The organism is Paraburkholderia sp. BR10141 (genome assembly GCF_056155635.1).
The window spans coordinates 53,834-68,484 of sequence record NZ_JBMIQH010000008.1; the positions used below are offsets into that span (position 1 = coordinate 53,834).

12 protein-coding genes are annotated in these 14,651 nt (G+C 65.9%); 10 read left to right on the top strand and 2 right to left on the bottom strand.

Features of this window, described 5'->3' with window-relative positions; genetic code table 11:
* Positions 1 to 19: 19 nt before the first annotated feature.
* From ACOJB8_RS13470 to ACOJB8_RS13510, 9 genes are all read left to right on the top strand, one after another.
* Positions 20 to 2,380 (top strand): bifunctional salicylyl-CoA 5-hydroxylase/oxidoreductase, encoded by a 2,361-nt coding sequence (locus ACOJB8_RS13470; RefSeq protein WP_475012872.1) that lies wholly within the window; start codon positions 20 to 22, stop codon positions 2,378 to 2,380.
* 2 nt (positions 2,381 to 2,382) lie between these two features.
* Positions 2,383 to 3,162, top strand: coding sequence for an SDR family NAD(P)-dependent oxidoreductase (locus ACOJB8_RS13475; protein WP_475012874.1), 780 nt, complete (start codon positions 2,383 to 2,385; stop codon positions 3,160 to 3,162).
* A complete protein-coding gene (locus tag ACOJB8_RS13480) occupies positions 3,159 to 3,722 on the top strand; it encodes a MarR family winged helix-turn-helix transcriptional regulator (protein ID WP_475012875.1) in 564 nt (187 codons plus the stop codon). Before ACOJB8_RS13475 ends, ACOJB8_RS13480 begins: the two co-directional genes overlap by 4 nt.
* Before the next feature lie 35 nt (positions 3,723 to 3,757).
* Positions 3,758 to 4,612, top strand: a complete 855-nt coding sequence (locus ACOJB8_RS13485; RefSeq protein ID WP_475012876.1) for an enoyl-CoA hydratase family protein — start codon at positions 3,758 to 3,760, stop codon at positions 4,610 to 4,612.
* A gap of 1 nt (position 4,613) precedes the next feature.
* Positions 4,614 to 5,801: an acyl-CoA dehydrogenase family protein gene (locus ACOJB8_RS13490; RefSeq protein WP_342946097.1), complete on the top strand. Its 1,188-nt coding sequence runs from the start codon at positions 4,614 to 4,616 to the stop codon at positions 5,799 to 5,801.
* Positions 5,802 to 5,842: 41 nt separating this feature from the next.
* Entirely contained in the window at positions 5,843 to 6,259 is a 417-nt protein-coding gene (locus ACOJB8_RS13495; RefSeq protein ID WP_368606852.1) for a RidA family protein, read from the top strand.
* 52 nt (positions 6,260 to 6,311) lie between these two features.
* The gene (locus tag ACOJB8_RS13500) at positions 6,312 to 7,949 is read left to right on the top strand and encodes an AMP-binding protein (RefSeq protein ID WP_475012878.1); all 1,638 of its coding nucleotides are present in this window, start codon (positions 6,312 to 6,314) and stop codon (positions 7,947 to 7,949) included.
* A gap of 214 nt (positions 7,950 to 8,163) precedes the next feature.
* Positions 8,164 to 8,442, top strand: coding sequence for a helix-turn-helix domain-containing protein (locus ACOJB8_RS13505; RefSeq protein ID WP_069261934.1), 279 nt, complete (start codon positions 8,164 to 8,166; stop codon positions 8,440 to 8,442).
* The gene (locus ACOJB8_RS13510; RefSeq protein ID WP_475012880.1) at positions 8,439 to 9,674 is read left to right on the top strand and encodes a type II toxin-antitoxin system HipA family toxin; all 1,236 of its coding nucleotides are present in this window, start codon (positions 8,439 to 8,441) and stop codon (positions 9,672 to 9,674) included. The genes ACOJB8_RS13505 and ACOJB8_RS13510 overlap by 4 nt, the downstream gene beginning before the upstream one ends.
* A 37-nt stretch (positions 9,675 to 9,711) precedes the next feature.
* Here the strand turns inward: ACOJB8_RS13510 and ACOJB8_RS13515 are convergent, their stop codons facing one another.
* Together ACOJB8_RS13515 and ydiK are read right to left on the bottom strand one after the other, a co-directional pair.
* Entirely contained in the window at positions 9,712 to 12,402 is a 2,691-nt protein-coding gene (locus ACOJB8_RS13515) for an ATP-dependent Clp protease ATP-binding subunit (protein ID WP_475012882.1), read from the bottom strand.
* A gap of 199 nt (positions 12,403 to 12,601) precedes the next feature.
* Positions 12,602 to 13,699, bottom strand: coding sequence for an AI-2E family transporter YdiK (gene ydiK, locus ACOJB8_RS13520; protein ID WP_406953528.1), 1,098 nt, complete (start codon positions 13,697 to 13,699; stop codon positions 12,602 to 12,604).
* 157 nt (positions 13,700 to 13,856) lie between these two features.
* On the opposite strand from ydiK, the gene surE reads away from it, so the two are divergent.
* Positions 13,857 to 14,645, top strand: coding sequence for a 5'/3'-nucleotidase SurE (gene surE / locus ACOJB8_RS13525; protein ID WP_069261937.1), 789 nt, complete (start codon positions 13,857 to 13,859; stop codon positions 14,643 to 14,645).
* Positions 14,646 to 14,651 lie beyond the last annotated feature (6 nt).

Here is a 14,651-nt window from a genome sequence, read left to right on the forward strand (position 1 = left end):
ACTGAACGAAGGAGCGAGCATGCGCATTGTTTGCATGGGTGGCGGGCCCGCAGGCCTCTATTTCGGCCTTTTGATGAAGCGCCGTCACCCCGACTACGAAATCGCCGTAATCGAACGGAACCGCCCGTACGACACGTTCGGCTGGGGCGTGGTGTTCTCGGACCAGACGCTGGGCAACCTGCGCGCGGCCGACCCCGAAAGCGCGGACGAAATTCTCGACGCCTTCAATCATTGGGACGACATCGAGATTCACTTTCGCGGCAGCGCAATCCGCTCGTCGGGCCATGGCTTCTGCGGCATTGGCCGCAAGCGTCTGCTCAACATCTTGCAGGCGCGCTGCGAGGCGCTCGGTGTGAAGCTCGTATTCGAATCGCAGATCACCGACGACGACGTCGCCCACGCGGACCTCATCATTGCGAGCGACGGCCTGAACAGCGCCACGCGCCAGAAGTACGCCGCCACGTATCAGCCAGATATCGATTTGCGCAACTGCCGCTTTGTCTGGCTCGGCACATCGAAACTCTTCGACGCGTTCACGTTCGCGTTCGAAGAAACCGAATGGGGCTGGTTCCAGGCGCACGCCTACCGCTTCGACGACAACACGTCGACGTTCATCGTCGAAACGCCCGATCAGGTGTGGCGCGCAGCCGGCCTCGACACCATGAGCAAGGAAGACAGCATCGCGTTCTGCGAGAAGCTGTTCGCGCGTTATCTCGACGGCCACGCGCTGCGCTCGAACGCGTCGCATCTGCGCGGCTCGTCGCAATGGATCCGCTTTCCACGCGTGGTCAATCGCGAATGGGTGCACTGGAAAACCGCGGCCGACGGTAAGCAAACGCCTGTCGTGCTGATGGGCGACGCGGCGCACACCGCGCACTTCTCGATCGGCTCAGGCACGAAGCTCGCGCTCGAAGACGCGATCGAACTCGCCAACAGCATGCAAGCGCATCCCGGCGATCTGCGCGCGGCGCTCACGCACTACACGAACGTGCGTAGCGTGGACGTCCTGCGCATTCAGAACGCCGCGCGCAATTCCACGGAGTGGTTCGAGCACGTGGACCGCTACGCGAAGTTCGATCCGGAGCAGTTCGCCTATTCGCTGCTCACGCGCTCGCAGCGCATCTCGCACGAGAATCTGCGCGAGCGCGACGCGCATTATCTGTCCGGCTTCGAAACGTGGCTCGCGCAGCGCGCGGGTGGCGTGGCGCGCGCCGTGCCGCCCATGTTCACGCCTTATACGGTGCGTGGCGTGACGTTGAAAAACCGCGTGATCGTCTCGCCGATGGCGCAGTACTCCGCCCATGACGGCGTGGCCGGCGACTATCACCTCATGCATCTGGGCGCGCGCGCCATGGGCGGCGCCGCGCTCGTGATGACCGAAATGACCTGCGTCTCGCCCGAGGCCCGCATCACGCCCGCGTGCCCCGGCATGTATGCGCCCGAGCATCTGCAGGCGTGGAAGCGCATCGTCGACTTCGTGCACACGAACTCGGACGCGAAAATAGGTATGCAGCTCGGCCATTCCGGCGCCAAGGGCTCGACGCGCGTGGCATGGGAAGGCATCGACCAGCCGCTCGACGACGGCAACTGGCCGCTCGTCTCCGCTTCGCCGCAGCAATATCTGCGCGGTGTGAGCCAGTGGTCGCATGAAGCGAGCACCCGGGAACTGCGCGACATCGAGGCGCAATTCGTACAAGCTACGCAAATGGCAGACGAAGCGGGCTTCGACTGGCTCGAATTGCACTGCGCGCACGGCTATCTGCTTTCCAGCTTCCTCTCGCCGCTCACGAACCAGCGCACCGACGAGTACGGCGGATCGATCGAAAACCGGCTGCGTTATCCGCTCGAGGTTTTCAAGGCGATGCGCGCGGTCTGGCCGGAAAACAAGCCCATTTCAGTACGCGTCTCGGCACACGACTGGGTGGAAGGCGGCAACACGCCCGACGACGCCATCGAAATCGCGCGCGCGTTCAAGGCGGCAGGCGCGGACATGATCGACGTTTCGTCGGGCCAGGTGAGCAAGGAAGAAAAACCCGTCTTCGGCCGCATGTTCCAGACGCCTTTCGCCGACCGCATCCGCAACGAAGCGGGCATCGCGACGATCGCCGTCGGGGCGATTTCCGAAGCGGATCACGTGAACGGCATCATCGCTGCCGGTCGCGCCGACCTGTGCGCCGTGGCGCGGCCGCACCTGGCCAACCCCTCGTGGACGCTCACCGAAGCGGCGCGCATCGGCTATCTCGACATCAAGTGGCCGAACCAGTACATGGCGGCCAAGACCCAACTCGAACGCAACATCGAGCGCGAACGCGCCGCAGCGGCAGCCGCGGCCGGCCTGTCGCCGATCGAGCGTGCGCAACGCGCCGAAGGAACCGTGTGAGCATGAACCAGGCAATCCTGAACGATCGTCATGCCGTCGTGACCGGCGGCGGCAGCGGCATCGGCGCGGCGACTGCCGCCGCGCTCCTGCATGCCGGTGCGCGCGTCACACTGATGGGCCGTGACGCCACGCGGCTCGACGCCCAGCGTGCCGCGCTCGGCGGCGGCGAGAACGTGGCTTGCGTGAGCGTCGATATCACCGACGAAGACGCCGTAAACGCCGCGTTCGTGCATGCGGCGCAAACGCTCGGCGCCGTCGATATCCTCGTGAACAACGCGGGCCAGGCTCAGGCCGCGCCGTTCACGCAAACCGACCTCGCGCTGTGGAAGCGCATGCTCGACGTGAATCTCACCGGCGCGTTTCTGTGCACGCGCGCGGTGCTGCCCGGCATGCTCGCGCGCAAAGCCGGACGCATCGTCAATGTCGCGAGCACGGCGGGCCAGGTCGGCTATCCGTATGTCGCCGCCTATTGCGCCTCGAAACATGGCGTGATCGGCTTGACGCGCGCGCTTGCGCTCGAAGTGGCCACCCAGGGCGTAACCGTGAACGCCGTGTGCCCCGGCTATACGGAAACGGAACTGCTGCAGGCGTCGCTCGAACAGATCACGCGCAAGACTTCGCGCAGCGAAGCCGAGGCGCGCAGCATTCTCGTGCGCCACAACCCGCAGAAGCGTTTCGTCACGCCGGAAGAAGTCGCCAACGCCGTGCTGTGGCTTTGCGCGCCTGGATCGTCCGCGATCACGGGCCAGTCCCTATCCGTTTCCGGTGGAGAAATCACATGACATCGCCCGCATCCACGCGCAAGAACGCCACCGCGAAAGCCGCAACGAAAGCGCCGCGCAAGGGCGTCGAAAAGCCGGCGGAGAATGTCGTCGACATGGAAATGAGCACGGGCGCCGACAGCCACATGGGCCTGCGCCTGTGGCTGCGCCTGCTCACCACGACGAACCTCGTGCAGGCCGAATTGCGCCGCCGCCTGCGCGTCGAGTTCGACACGACGCTGCCGCGCTTCGACCTGATGGCGCAGCTCGAGCGCCACCCCGAAGGTCTGCGCATGACGGAACTCTCGCGCCGCCTGATGGTGACGGGCGGCAACGTCACGGGCATTACCGATCAGCTCGAAAAGGAAGGCCTCGTCGCGCGCGACGTCGCCCCCGACGACCGGCGCGCCTTCGTAGTGCGCCTCACGCCCGAGGGCCGCGCCCTGTTCGACCGCATGGCGGCCGCGCACGAGCAATGGGTGGTGGAACTGTTCGGCGGCCTCTCGCTCGACGAGAAGTCGAAGATGCACGAGCGCCTCGGCAAGCTCAAACAGCATCTGCGCAACGGGCTCGAAAGCTGAACACACTGAAATTGCAAAGATCCGGGAGACATATCTTGACGACACGTTCCAGCGCCGAAGCACTCTTCGCGGGCAACCGCGTCACGCTTGCCGGTTATGAAGCGCAACATTTCGGCTGGTCGGTTCAAGGCCGCGTCGCAACCATCACGCTGAACCGCCCCGAACGCAAGAATCCGCTCACGTTCGAATCGTATGCGGAACTACGCGATCTGTTTCGCCAGCTCGCCTATGCGACGGACGTGAAGGCCATCGTGCTGCATGGCGCGGGCGAAAACTTCTGCTCGGGCGGCGACGTACACGACATCATCGCGCCGCTCATCGATCTGCCGATGCTCGAACTGCTGATGTTCACGCGCATGACCGGCGACCTCGTGAAAGCCATGCGCCACTGCCCGCAGCCGATCATCGCCGCCGTGGACGGCGTCTGCGCCGGAGCGGGCGCGATTCTCGCCATGGCCTCCGACATGCGCTACGCCACCGCGCGCAGCAAGCTCGCGTTCCTTTTCACGCGCGTGGGGCTCGCGGGCTGCGACATGGGCGCGTGCGCGATCCTGCCACGCATCATCGGTCAGGGCCGCGCAGCCGAGCTGCTTTACACGGGCCGCTCCGCGAGCGGAGAAGAAGGCCACGCATGGGGCTTCTACAACCGCATCTGCGAGCCCGAAATGCTGCTCGCCGATGCACAGAAACTCGCCGCCGATCTCGCCTCCGGTCCGACCTTTGCGCACGGCATCACCAAGACGATGCTGCATCAGGAATGGACCATGAGCATCGACGAGGCCATCGAGTCCGAAGCGCAGGCGCAGGCGATCTGCATGGCCACGCGCGATTTCGGCCGCGCCTATGAGGCGTTCGCGGCCAAAACGCGCCCGGTTTTCGAAGGGGATTGAATTGAACGCTGCCGTTGAAACGAATCTCCACGACGCACTCGCGTGGCCGTTCTTCGAAGATCGCCATCGCGCGCTCGGCGCGGGAATCGAAGCATGGGCGCGTGAGCATCTCGTGCACGTGCCGCACGACGACGTCGATGCGACCTGCCGCGCGCTCGTGCGCAAGCTGGGCGAAGCCGGCTGGCTGCGCTACGGCGTGGGCGGCACCGCTTATGGCGGCCATGGCGACACGATCGACACGCGCGCCGTCTGCCTGCTGCGCGAAACGCTCGCGAAACACTCGGGTCTCGCCGACTTCGCGCTCGCCATGCAGGGCCTCGGTTCCGGCGCGATCTCGCTGGCTGGCAACGAAGCGCAAAAGTCGCGCTATCTGCCGCGCGTCGCGCGCGGCGAGGCCATCGCCGCGTTTGCGCTCTCCGAACCCGAAGCAGGCTCCGACGTCGCCGCGATGGCGCTCGCCGCACGCGCCGAGGGCGACGACTACGTGCTCGACGGCGAAAAAACATGGATCTCGAACGGCGGCATCGCCGACTTCTACGTGGTATTCGCCCGCACCGGCGAGGCGCCGGGCTCGCGCGGCATCAGCGCATTCGTGGTCGATGCCGACACACCGGGGCTCGAAATCGCCGAACGCATCGACGTGATCGCGCCGCATCCGCTCGCGCGCCTGCGCTTTACCGGCGCGCGCGTGAAGCGCAGCCAGATGCTCGGCGCGCCGGGGGAAGGCTTCAAGATCGCCATGCGCACACTCGATATTTTCCGCACCTCGGTCGCCGCGGCTTCGCTCGGCTTCGCACGCCGCGCGATGGCCGAAGGGCTCGCGCGCGCCGCTTCGCGCAAGATGTTCGGCCAGACGCTCGGCGATTTTCAGCTGACCCAGGCAAAACTAGCGCAGATGGCGCTCACGATCGACAGCAGCGCCCTGCTCGTCTATCGCGCGGCGTGGCTGCGCGACCAGGGCGAAAGCGTGACGCGCGAAGCCGCCATGGCGAAGTGGCATGCAAGCGAAGGCGCGCAGCAGGTGATCGATGCGGCCGTGCAGCTTTGGGGCGGCATGGGCGTGCAAAGCGGCAACATCGTCGAGTCGCTCTACCGCGAGATTCGCTCGCTGCGCATTTACGAAGGCGCGACCGAGGTGCAGCAGCTCATTGTCGGGCGTGACTTGCTCAAGGCATACAACGCCGCGTAAGCGCCTGCTGCGCGACGCTTCACTACGGAACCGGACCAAACATGAAACGAGCCCTTCTTCCCGCAGGCTGGGTCAAGCCGCGCGGTTATGCCAACGGCGTCGCCGCTGCCGGCACGCAGGTCTATATCGCCGGCCAGATCGGCTGGGACGGGAACGCGCGCTTCACGAGCCGCGAATTCGGCGCCCAGGCCGTGCAGGCGCTACGCAATATCGTTGCCGTTCTCGAAACCGCGGGCGGCAAGCCCGAGCACCTCGTGCGCATGACCTGGTACGTCACCGACAAGAAGGAGTACCTGGCATCGCTGAAGGAAATTGGCGCTGCGTTTCGCGAGCTGATCGGCGACTACGACATCGCCATGAGCGCGGTGCAGGTGGTGGCCCTCATGGAAGACGACGCCAAAGTGGAAATCGAAGCGACGGCCGTGATTCCCGACGACGCGCGTCTCTCGCGCCAGTAGACCGGCGCCCGCGCAACAGCACGATCAGCTCATACAGACAGCCGGAGACGCCATGCAACCCACCGCCCATGTCGATACGTTCGCACGCGATCATCTGCCGCCCGAGTCGCAGTGGCCCGACATGCTGCTCGACAATCCCGATGTTGCCTACCCTGCGCGCATGAATTGCGCGGTCGAGTTGCTTGACCGCGCGATCGAGGCGGGACACGGCGAACGCCCGGCCATCTGGTCGGATATCGATGGCAAGCCAAAAGCCACCACGTACGCCGAACTGCTCGCGCTCGTCAATCGCAGCGCCCGCGTGCTGGTGGAAGACATGGGACTGAAGCCGGGCAACCGCGTCCTGTTACGCGGGCCGAACACATTGCAAATGGCGGTGGCGTTTCTCGCGTCGCTCAAGGCGGGGCTCGTGGTGATTCCCACCATGCCGCTCTTGCGTGCAAAGGAACTCAAGCAGATCGCAGACAAGGCGCAGGTTTGCGCGGCGCTGTGCGACGTGCGGCTCACTGAAGAGCTCGCGCGCTGCATGGACCCCGCCGACGAGTTCTTTTGCGAAGGCATCAAGCAGGTCTGCTACTTTCACGACACCGCGCCGGGCACGATGGAAGCGCTCGCGGCAGACAAGCCCGCCGACTTCATGGCCTGCGACACGGCCAGCGACGACGTCTGCCTGATTGCCTTCACGAGCGGTACGACGGGCACGCCCAAGGGCTGCATGCACTTTCACCGCGACGTGATCGCCATGTGCGACCTGTTCCCGCGCCACATTCTGAAGCCCACGGCCGAGGACGTGTTCTGCGGCACGCCGCCGCTCGCGTTTACGTTCGGGCTGGGCGGGCTGCTGTGTTTTCCGCTGCGCGTCGGCGCGTCGACGGTGCTGATCGAAAAGCTCACGCCGGCGCTGCTGCTCGACACGATCCAGCGTTTTCACGCGACGATCGTCTTCACCGCGCCCACGTTCTACCGGCAGATGGCGGCGCTCGTCACGCAGTACGACCTGGCCAGCCTGCGCAAGACGGTATCCGCCGGAGAAGCGCTGCCGCAGGCCACGCGCGATCTATGGCGCGACGCGACGGGCATCGAGATGATCGACGGGATTGGCGGCACGGAGCTGATTCATATTTTCGTGTCGTCCGCCGGCGCCGATGTGCGCCCCGGCTCGATCGGCCGCGCGGTGCCTGGCTACGTGGTGCAGGCGCTGGACAATGACCTGCAGCCGGTGGCGCCCGGCGTGACGGGCAATCTCGCCGTGCGCGGCCCGACCGGCTGCCGTTATCTCGCCGACGAACGCCAGGCCGTGTTCGTGCGCGGCGGCTGGAACCTGCCCGGCGACGCCGTATCCATCGACGCCGACGGCTATGTGTTCTACCAGGCCCGCTCCGACGACATGATCGTTTCGTCGGGCTACAACATCGCGGGTCCCGAAGTCGAGACGGTGCTCATGCAGCACCCCGCCGTGGCCGAGTGCGGCGTAACGGGCGTGCCCGACGAAGTGCGTGGCCAGGTGGTGAAGGCGTTCGTCGTCTTGCGCCCGGGCTTCAGCGCCGGCGACGCCCTGGTCGCCGAGTTGCAGAACTTCGTGAAGAACGCGGTGGCGGCGTACAAATATCCGCGCCTGATCGCCTTTATCGACGCATTGCCGCGCACCGAGACCGGCAAGCTCAAGCGCTCGGCGCTGCGGTCGATGTGAAGCGGCCCCTGGCGGGAAAATACGACGTAAACCGTTGAATCTTCAACGAACACGCATTGACCCCTGAAACGCCGATATGCGCACGATATTGCGCATATCGGCGTTTTATCCACCATGTTGCGCAAAATTGCGCGCATTTTCCGCCACGAATCCCGATTGATTGGATGCGCAGAATTCTGCGCAAGCTGTTGGATAACGACCTATAATACGCACTATGATGCGCAAAAAACCCGCGAACCTCTCGATCTCCAACGCCGAGCGCCTGGCAGAAGGCCTGCGCGCGACGCGCCGCGAGCGCAAGCTGACCCAGCAGGCCCTGGCGGAGCAGGCCGGCGTCGCCCGTCGCACCGTCACGAACGCCGAACACGCAGGCAACGTCGGCGTACGCGAACTCTGCCGGCTCGTGAACGCGCTCGGCTATGAAGTCGTGCTTCGCCCCATGGATACCGTCATCCTCGAGGACCTGAACGACATATTCAGGGACGACGAATGACTGCGAGCGCCTCATTCGACCTCGAGCGGCTCCTGCGCGAAATCCGCAACCTGGAAGTCCATACGCCGCAGGGACCGAGCGGTCTGCTGGCGCGCGAGAGCCGCTTCGTCTTCAATTACGGCGACGCGCCCGACATGGCCGCCGTATCACTCACCATGCCCGTGCGGCGCCAGAGTTACGCGAGCGGCGACCTGATGGGCATCTTCGCGATGAACCGGCCAGAGGGCTACCTGCGTTTCGTCATCGAGGAACGGCTCGCGCGTTACGGTGCGCCGAGCGACATGTTTCTGCTCTTTCTCGCCGGCACCAATCAAATCGGGCGGCTCACCTATTCCGTGCCGGGAGAGCGGGTGCCGCAGAGCGACGGCGAACGTCTGGACGAATTGCTTTCCTCGCCGTCGGGCCGGCTGTTCGAGCGCCTGATCGACCGCTATGCACTCGGCTCGGGCATCTCCGGCGTGCAGCCGAAGGCGGTCGTCCCGCTCGCCGCAGAAAACGCCCCGCGCCCCGCCGAACACACGGCGCTGCCCCTGCGCACGGTGATCGTGAAGGCCGAAGGCGACGACTTCCCCGGGCTCGCGCGCAACGAATACTTCTGCATGTCGGTGGCGAAAGAAGCCGCGCTCGAAGTCCCGGACTTCTGGCTCTCCGACGACGGCAAGCTCTTCGTCATGTCACGCTTCGACCGCGAGGCGGACGGCACGCCCATCGGATTCGAAGACATGAGCGTGCTCACCGGCAAGGCGAAATACGAGGGCAGCTACGAGATGATCGCCAAGGCCGTGGACATCTATACACGATCGGACCCGGCGCAGAAACGCCGCCTGTTCGAGCGCATCGCCCTCTCGTGCCTGTTGCGCGACGGCGACGCCCACATGAAGAACCTGGGAATCCTTTATATCGACCCGACCGGACCGCGCCGGCTCGCTCCGGTGTTCGACGTGGTCTGCACGGACATCTATCCGGATCTCGATGGGCGCATGGCGCTCAGCCTCAACCGGAGCAAGGCGTTCCCGCTGCCGGCGGAACTCCATGCCTTCGCGCGGCGCCTCGGCCTGCGGCAGTCCGAAGGCGAGGAAATCATGAGCCGCCTGCACGGCGCCTATCTCACGGTCGCCGAGCGTTTTGCGCAGGACCGGCGATTCCACGAGGGCGACCTGCTCGCCAGGATCCGGCGGGCCGTCGAACGTCCGGGCGTCAAACCCGTCTCGCGCCCGAAGCTGGTGCGTTAGGCGCGCGAGCACGGGCAACGCCGCCCGGCCGCCTGCATCAGCTTGCGGCCGCCCCCTGCAACGCGAATGCCATGCGTTTGCCCGCCGCGTCGTAACGGCATACGACTTTGGCGCCCTCTTTCACGCCGCCCTTGAGCATTTCCTTCGCCAGCTCGTTCTCCACCGCCTGCTGCATCTTGCGCTTCAACTCGCGCGCGCCGAATTCCGGCCGATATCCCTCCGCCGCGAGGTAATCGATCACGCTGTCGTCGAACGTCAGGTCGATGTCCTGGCTGTGTGCCATCCGCCGGACCTGTTCGAGCTGCAGCCGCACGATCGAGCGCAGTTCGTCGCTCGTGAGCGGCTGGAACATGATGATCTCGTCGATGCGATTCAGGAACTCGGGCCGGAAATGCTGGCGCAGCTCGCCCATCACCGCGCCTTGCATCGACCCTTCTGCGCTCGACAGAAAACCCGGCCCCGAGCGCTTTTGCCCGGAGACCACGTCGGAGCCGAGATTGCTCGTCGCGATCACGACCGTATTGCTGAAGTCGACCACGCGCCCCTTGCCGTCGGTGAGCCGGCCGTCGTCGAACACCTGCAGCAGCACGTTGTAGACGTCGGCGTGTGCTTTCTCGATTTCGTCGAGCAGGATCACGCAATAGGGTCGGCGGCGCACCTTCTCGGTCAACTGGCCGCCTTCGTCATAGCCGACGTAACCCGGCGGCGAGCCGATCAGCCGCGACACCGCGTGGCGCTCCATGTACTCGCTCATGTCGATGCGCACGATGGCGTCTTCGTCGCCGAACACCACTTCGGCCAGCGCCTTCGCAAGCTCCGTCTTGCCCACGCCGGTCGGCCCGAGGAACAGGAAGACTGCCGTGGGCCGCCGGCCGCGCCGCAGCCCGGCGCGCGAACGGCGCACCGCGTCGCTGACCGCGACGATGGCCTGTTCCTGCCCGATCACACGCTCATGCAGCCGCGCTTCCATTTCGAGCAGCCGCGTGCGCTCCTCGGCGGTCAATTGCGTGACCGGCACGCCCGTGAGCTTCGAGACGATCTCCGCGACGTCTTCGCTCGTCACGTCCGAGGTCACGGTGCCGAGCTGACCTTTCCAGTCGTTGGTGGCCTGCGTGAGCGCCTTTTCCTTGTCGGCGATCGGCTCGTCCAGCGTATGGGCGCGCTCGAAATTTTTGCGCGTCGCCGCGTAGTCCTGCTCGCGCCGCAATTGCGCCAGCTCCGCCTCGAGTTCGAGGATCGCCGCAGGTCGCGAGGTGGCCGAAAGATGCACGCGTGCCGCCGCCTGGTCGACGAGATCGATCGCCTTGTCGGGCAGGAAGCGCCCCATCACGTAGCGGTCCGAGAGCTCGGCCGCCGAAACGAGCGCGTCGTCGCGAATGGTGACGTGGTGATGCACCTCGAGCTTGTCGCGCAAGCCGCGCAGGATGTTGATCGTCTGATCGACGCTGGGCTCGGAGACGAACACGGGCTGAAAGCGCCGCTCGAGCGCCGCGTCCTTCTCGATGTACTTCTGGTACTCGGAGAGCGTCGTGGCGCCGATCAGGTTCAGTTCGCCGCGCGCCATCGCGGGCTTGAAGACATTGGCGATATCGAGCCCGCCCTCGCCGCCGCCCTGGCCCGCGCCGACGATCATGTGCACTTCGTCGATGAAGAGCACGAGGCTTTCGCGCTGCGCCGAGATTTCCTCCATCACGCCTTTCACGCGCTCTTCGAATTCGCCGCGATACTTCGCGCCCGCGATCAGCCCGTTGACGTTCAGCTCGACGAGGCGCCGCCCGCGCAGCGATTCGGGCACGTCGCCGTTGAGCATGCGTTGCGCGAGGCCTTCGGCGATCGCGGTCTTGCCCACCCCCGGTTCGCCGATCAGCACCGGATTGTTCTTGCGCCGGCGCGCGAGCACTTCCACCACGGTCTCGATCTCGCTCGAACGGCCGATCACGGGGTCGAGCTTGCCCTCGCTCGCGAGCGCGGTGAGATCGCGGCTGTATTGGTCGAGCTGCGGCGTCGCGCTCGGCCCCTTCGCGGCGGGTCGCTCGCGTTTGTCGCCTTGGGCCTCCACGAGCCGCTGCAACACCTTCTGGGGCGTGACGCCGTAGCGGCCCAGCAGATGGCCCGCAAAACTTTCCGGCACCTGCGTGAGCCCGAAGAGCAGATGCTCGGGCGCGACGTAGCTGTGACCCAGTTCGCGCGAGACGAGAAACGCACGGTCGAGCGCGCCCTTCAGGCGCGGGGAGACGCCGATACGGCCGTCCTCCCGCGCGGGCGCGCCTTCGCGCTTTTGCGCGTTGGCGTCGATGAACGCGCGCACATCGTCGGGCTGAATGCCGAGGCGCTTGAGGATCGCCGCGCCCGCGTCGTTGCCCGCGAGTTCGTAAAGCAGATGCTCGGTGTCGACTTCGCGCCGCCCGAACTGCACCGCCCGCTCCGCCGCGCGCTGGAGCAATTCACGCGCCACGTCGCTGAAATAGCGTTCGACGATGGCGCCGTCGCCCGCTTCCATGGCCTGTGGCGTAGGTTGAGCCGCCGGGCCGCCCGCATCGTCCGTGCCGTCACCCTGCTGCGAGGCGCGAAACAGCGCCTCCAGCGGGCTCAAGGTCCGTTGATGCCGCGTGAGTTGCGCGTAGTGATAGTCGCAGACATCGAGAAAGCGCCGCCTGCCGTCCTGCAACACGGCGACCCGCACCGTCGCGGGGCGCACGCCGCAGATATCGCAGTTGAACTGAGCCATTTCGTCTCCTTGGAAGCGATGCGCGGTGCGCGCGGTGCGCTGCCCGCGACCAGGAACGGCACGAGGCATGCCCACGCGAGCACCGCATGAATGCTCTAACGAATGCCGAAGCGAAGTTCAGACGTCATCGTAACGTCGAATCGAACTGCGCGTCGGCAAGAGGAGACGTTTGCTAATCGATGGTGTTGGGTGCGCGGCGTCAAACGTCCTGATGGGCGGCCGAACTGGACGCCCCGTGGGCTTGCGCCGCCGGGTCGCGTATCCAGGCGCTCAGCAAGGTGGACGAAACGGCGAGGATCACCGGCCCGATGAAGAGCCCGACGATGCCGAAGGCGAACAGGCCGCCGAGCACGCCGGAGAGAATGAGCAGCATCGGCAGATTGACGCCGCGCCGGATCAGCACCGGACGCACGAGGTTGTCGAGCATGGCGACCATCACCGACCACACCGCGAGCAGGATCGCCGTGACATGCGCGTCGTGCACGAACAGCCAGATCACGCCGCCGAGTAGCGGCAACGTCGGGCCGATCTGCGCGAGACACAGCATGAGCATAACGGCCGTGAGCACGCCCGCGCCCGGCACACCCGCCACCCACAGACCGATGCCGCCCAGCGCCGACTGCAGGACCGCCGTCACGACGATGCCGAGCGCCACTGCGCGGACCGAAGCGCCCGCGAGCTTGACGGCCTGCTCGCCATAAGCGGGAGCCACGCGAATGGCGAAGCGGGTGACATAGTCGGCGGCCTGCTCGCCGTTGCTGTACAGAATGCCCGTGATGATGACGGTGATGAACATGTGCATGACGAACACGCCCACCGAAGCGGCGTGGCCGATCAACCAGTGCGCCGCGATCGAAACGTACGGTTCGAGCTGCGCGAGCAGACCGCCGGGGCCGGCGTCCGAAAACTCCTGCCACTTGGCGGCAATGCGCGAGCCAACCACGGGAATGTCGCTGACCCACTGCGGCGGCGCGGTCAACGCATAGTCGGGCAATTTGCGGATCAGCTCCATGATCTCGCCGCCGTGCACCGCGAGCGTCGAGATGGCTTCATAGAGCGGCAGCACGATCACGACCAGAAGGATCAGCAGCATGATGAGCGTGGCGAGCCAGCGGCGGTTGCCGCAGCGCCTCTCGATGGCTTTCATGGCGGGCCAGGTCGCGACGACGATGGTCGTGGCCCAGATCAGCCCCGGGAGGAACGGGCGCATGACATAGAGGCTGCCGATCGTCAGCGCGCAGAGTATGGCAACAACGAACAGGATGCGGGCCAGGTCCGGCAGGGCTTGCGGCTTCACGTACTTCTCCTCGATGCAGGGCGCGCCTCATGGCGCCGACGCGCTAGTCTATATCGGATAGGCTACGAATCCGTTTCAAAAGTCCCGCACGGCAGCACGGAACGCACTCTGGAATAATGCCCCTTTCCCCCGACCTTGCCACGAAGAAGAGCCAGCCATGACCGCAACCGATACGAAACTGCCCTGCGTGCTCCTCACCAACGACGACGGCATCGATGCGCCCGGCCTCGCCGTACTCGAAGCCGTGGCCGCCGACCTCGCGCACGAAGTCTGGGTCGTCGCGCCCGAACACGACCAGAGCGGCACCTCGCACTCGATCAGCCTGCATACGCCGCTGCGCGTGAGCCGGCGCGGCGCGCGGCGCTTCGGGGTGCTCGGCACGCCCGGCGATTGCGTGGTGATGGCGGTGCGCCAGCTGATGGGCGACGTGCGCCCTTCGCTCGTGCTCTCGGGCATCAACCGCGGCGGCAACCTCGGCGTGGAGACGATGTTCTCGGGCACGGTGGGCGCAGCCATGACGGGCCTGTTGCTCGGCCTGCCGTCCATCGCCTTGAGCCAGACCTTCCGCGACCGCGAGCGGGTGCGCTGGGACACCGCCCGCGCGCTCGCGCCGGACGTGATTCGCCGCCTCGCCGCCGTCGCGCATGACGCGCCGGTCTGCCTGAACGTGAATTTTCCCGATATCGACGCCAGCGCCGCAGGCCCGCTCACGGTCACGCGCCAGGGCGTCGGGCTCGTGCAGGGCATCGACGTCGTGCCGCAGATCGACCCGCGCGGCATGGACTACCACTGGCTGCGCTTCAATCGCGGCCCGCGCGAAAACGGGCCCGACAGCGAAACGGCCGTGGTGAACTCCGGCCGCGTTTCGGTCACGCCGCTGCATTTCGAACGCACCGACGAAAAAACGTTTGTCACGTTGCAAGCGGCGCTGGGCGCTGCCGCCTGAACGTGG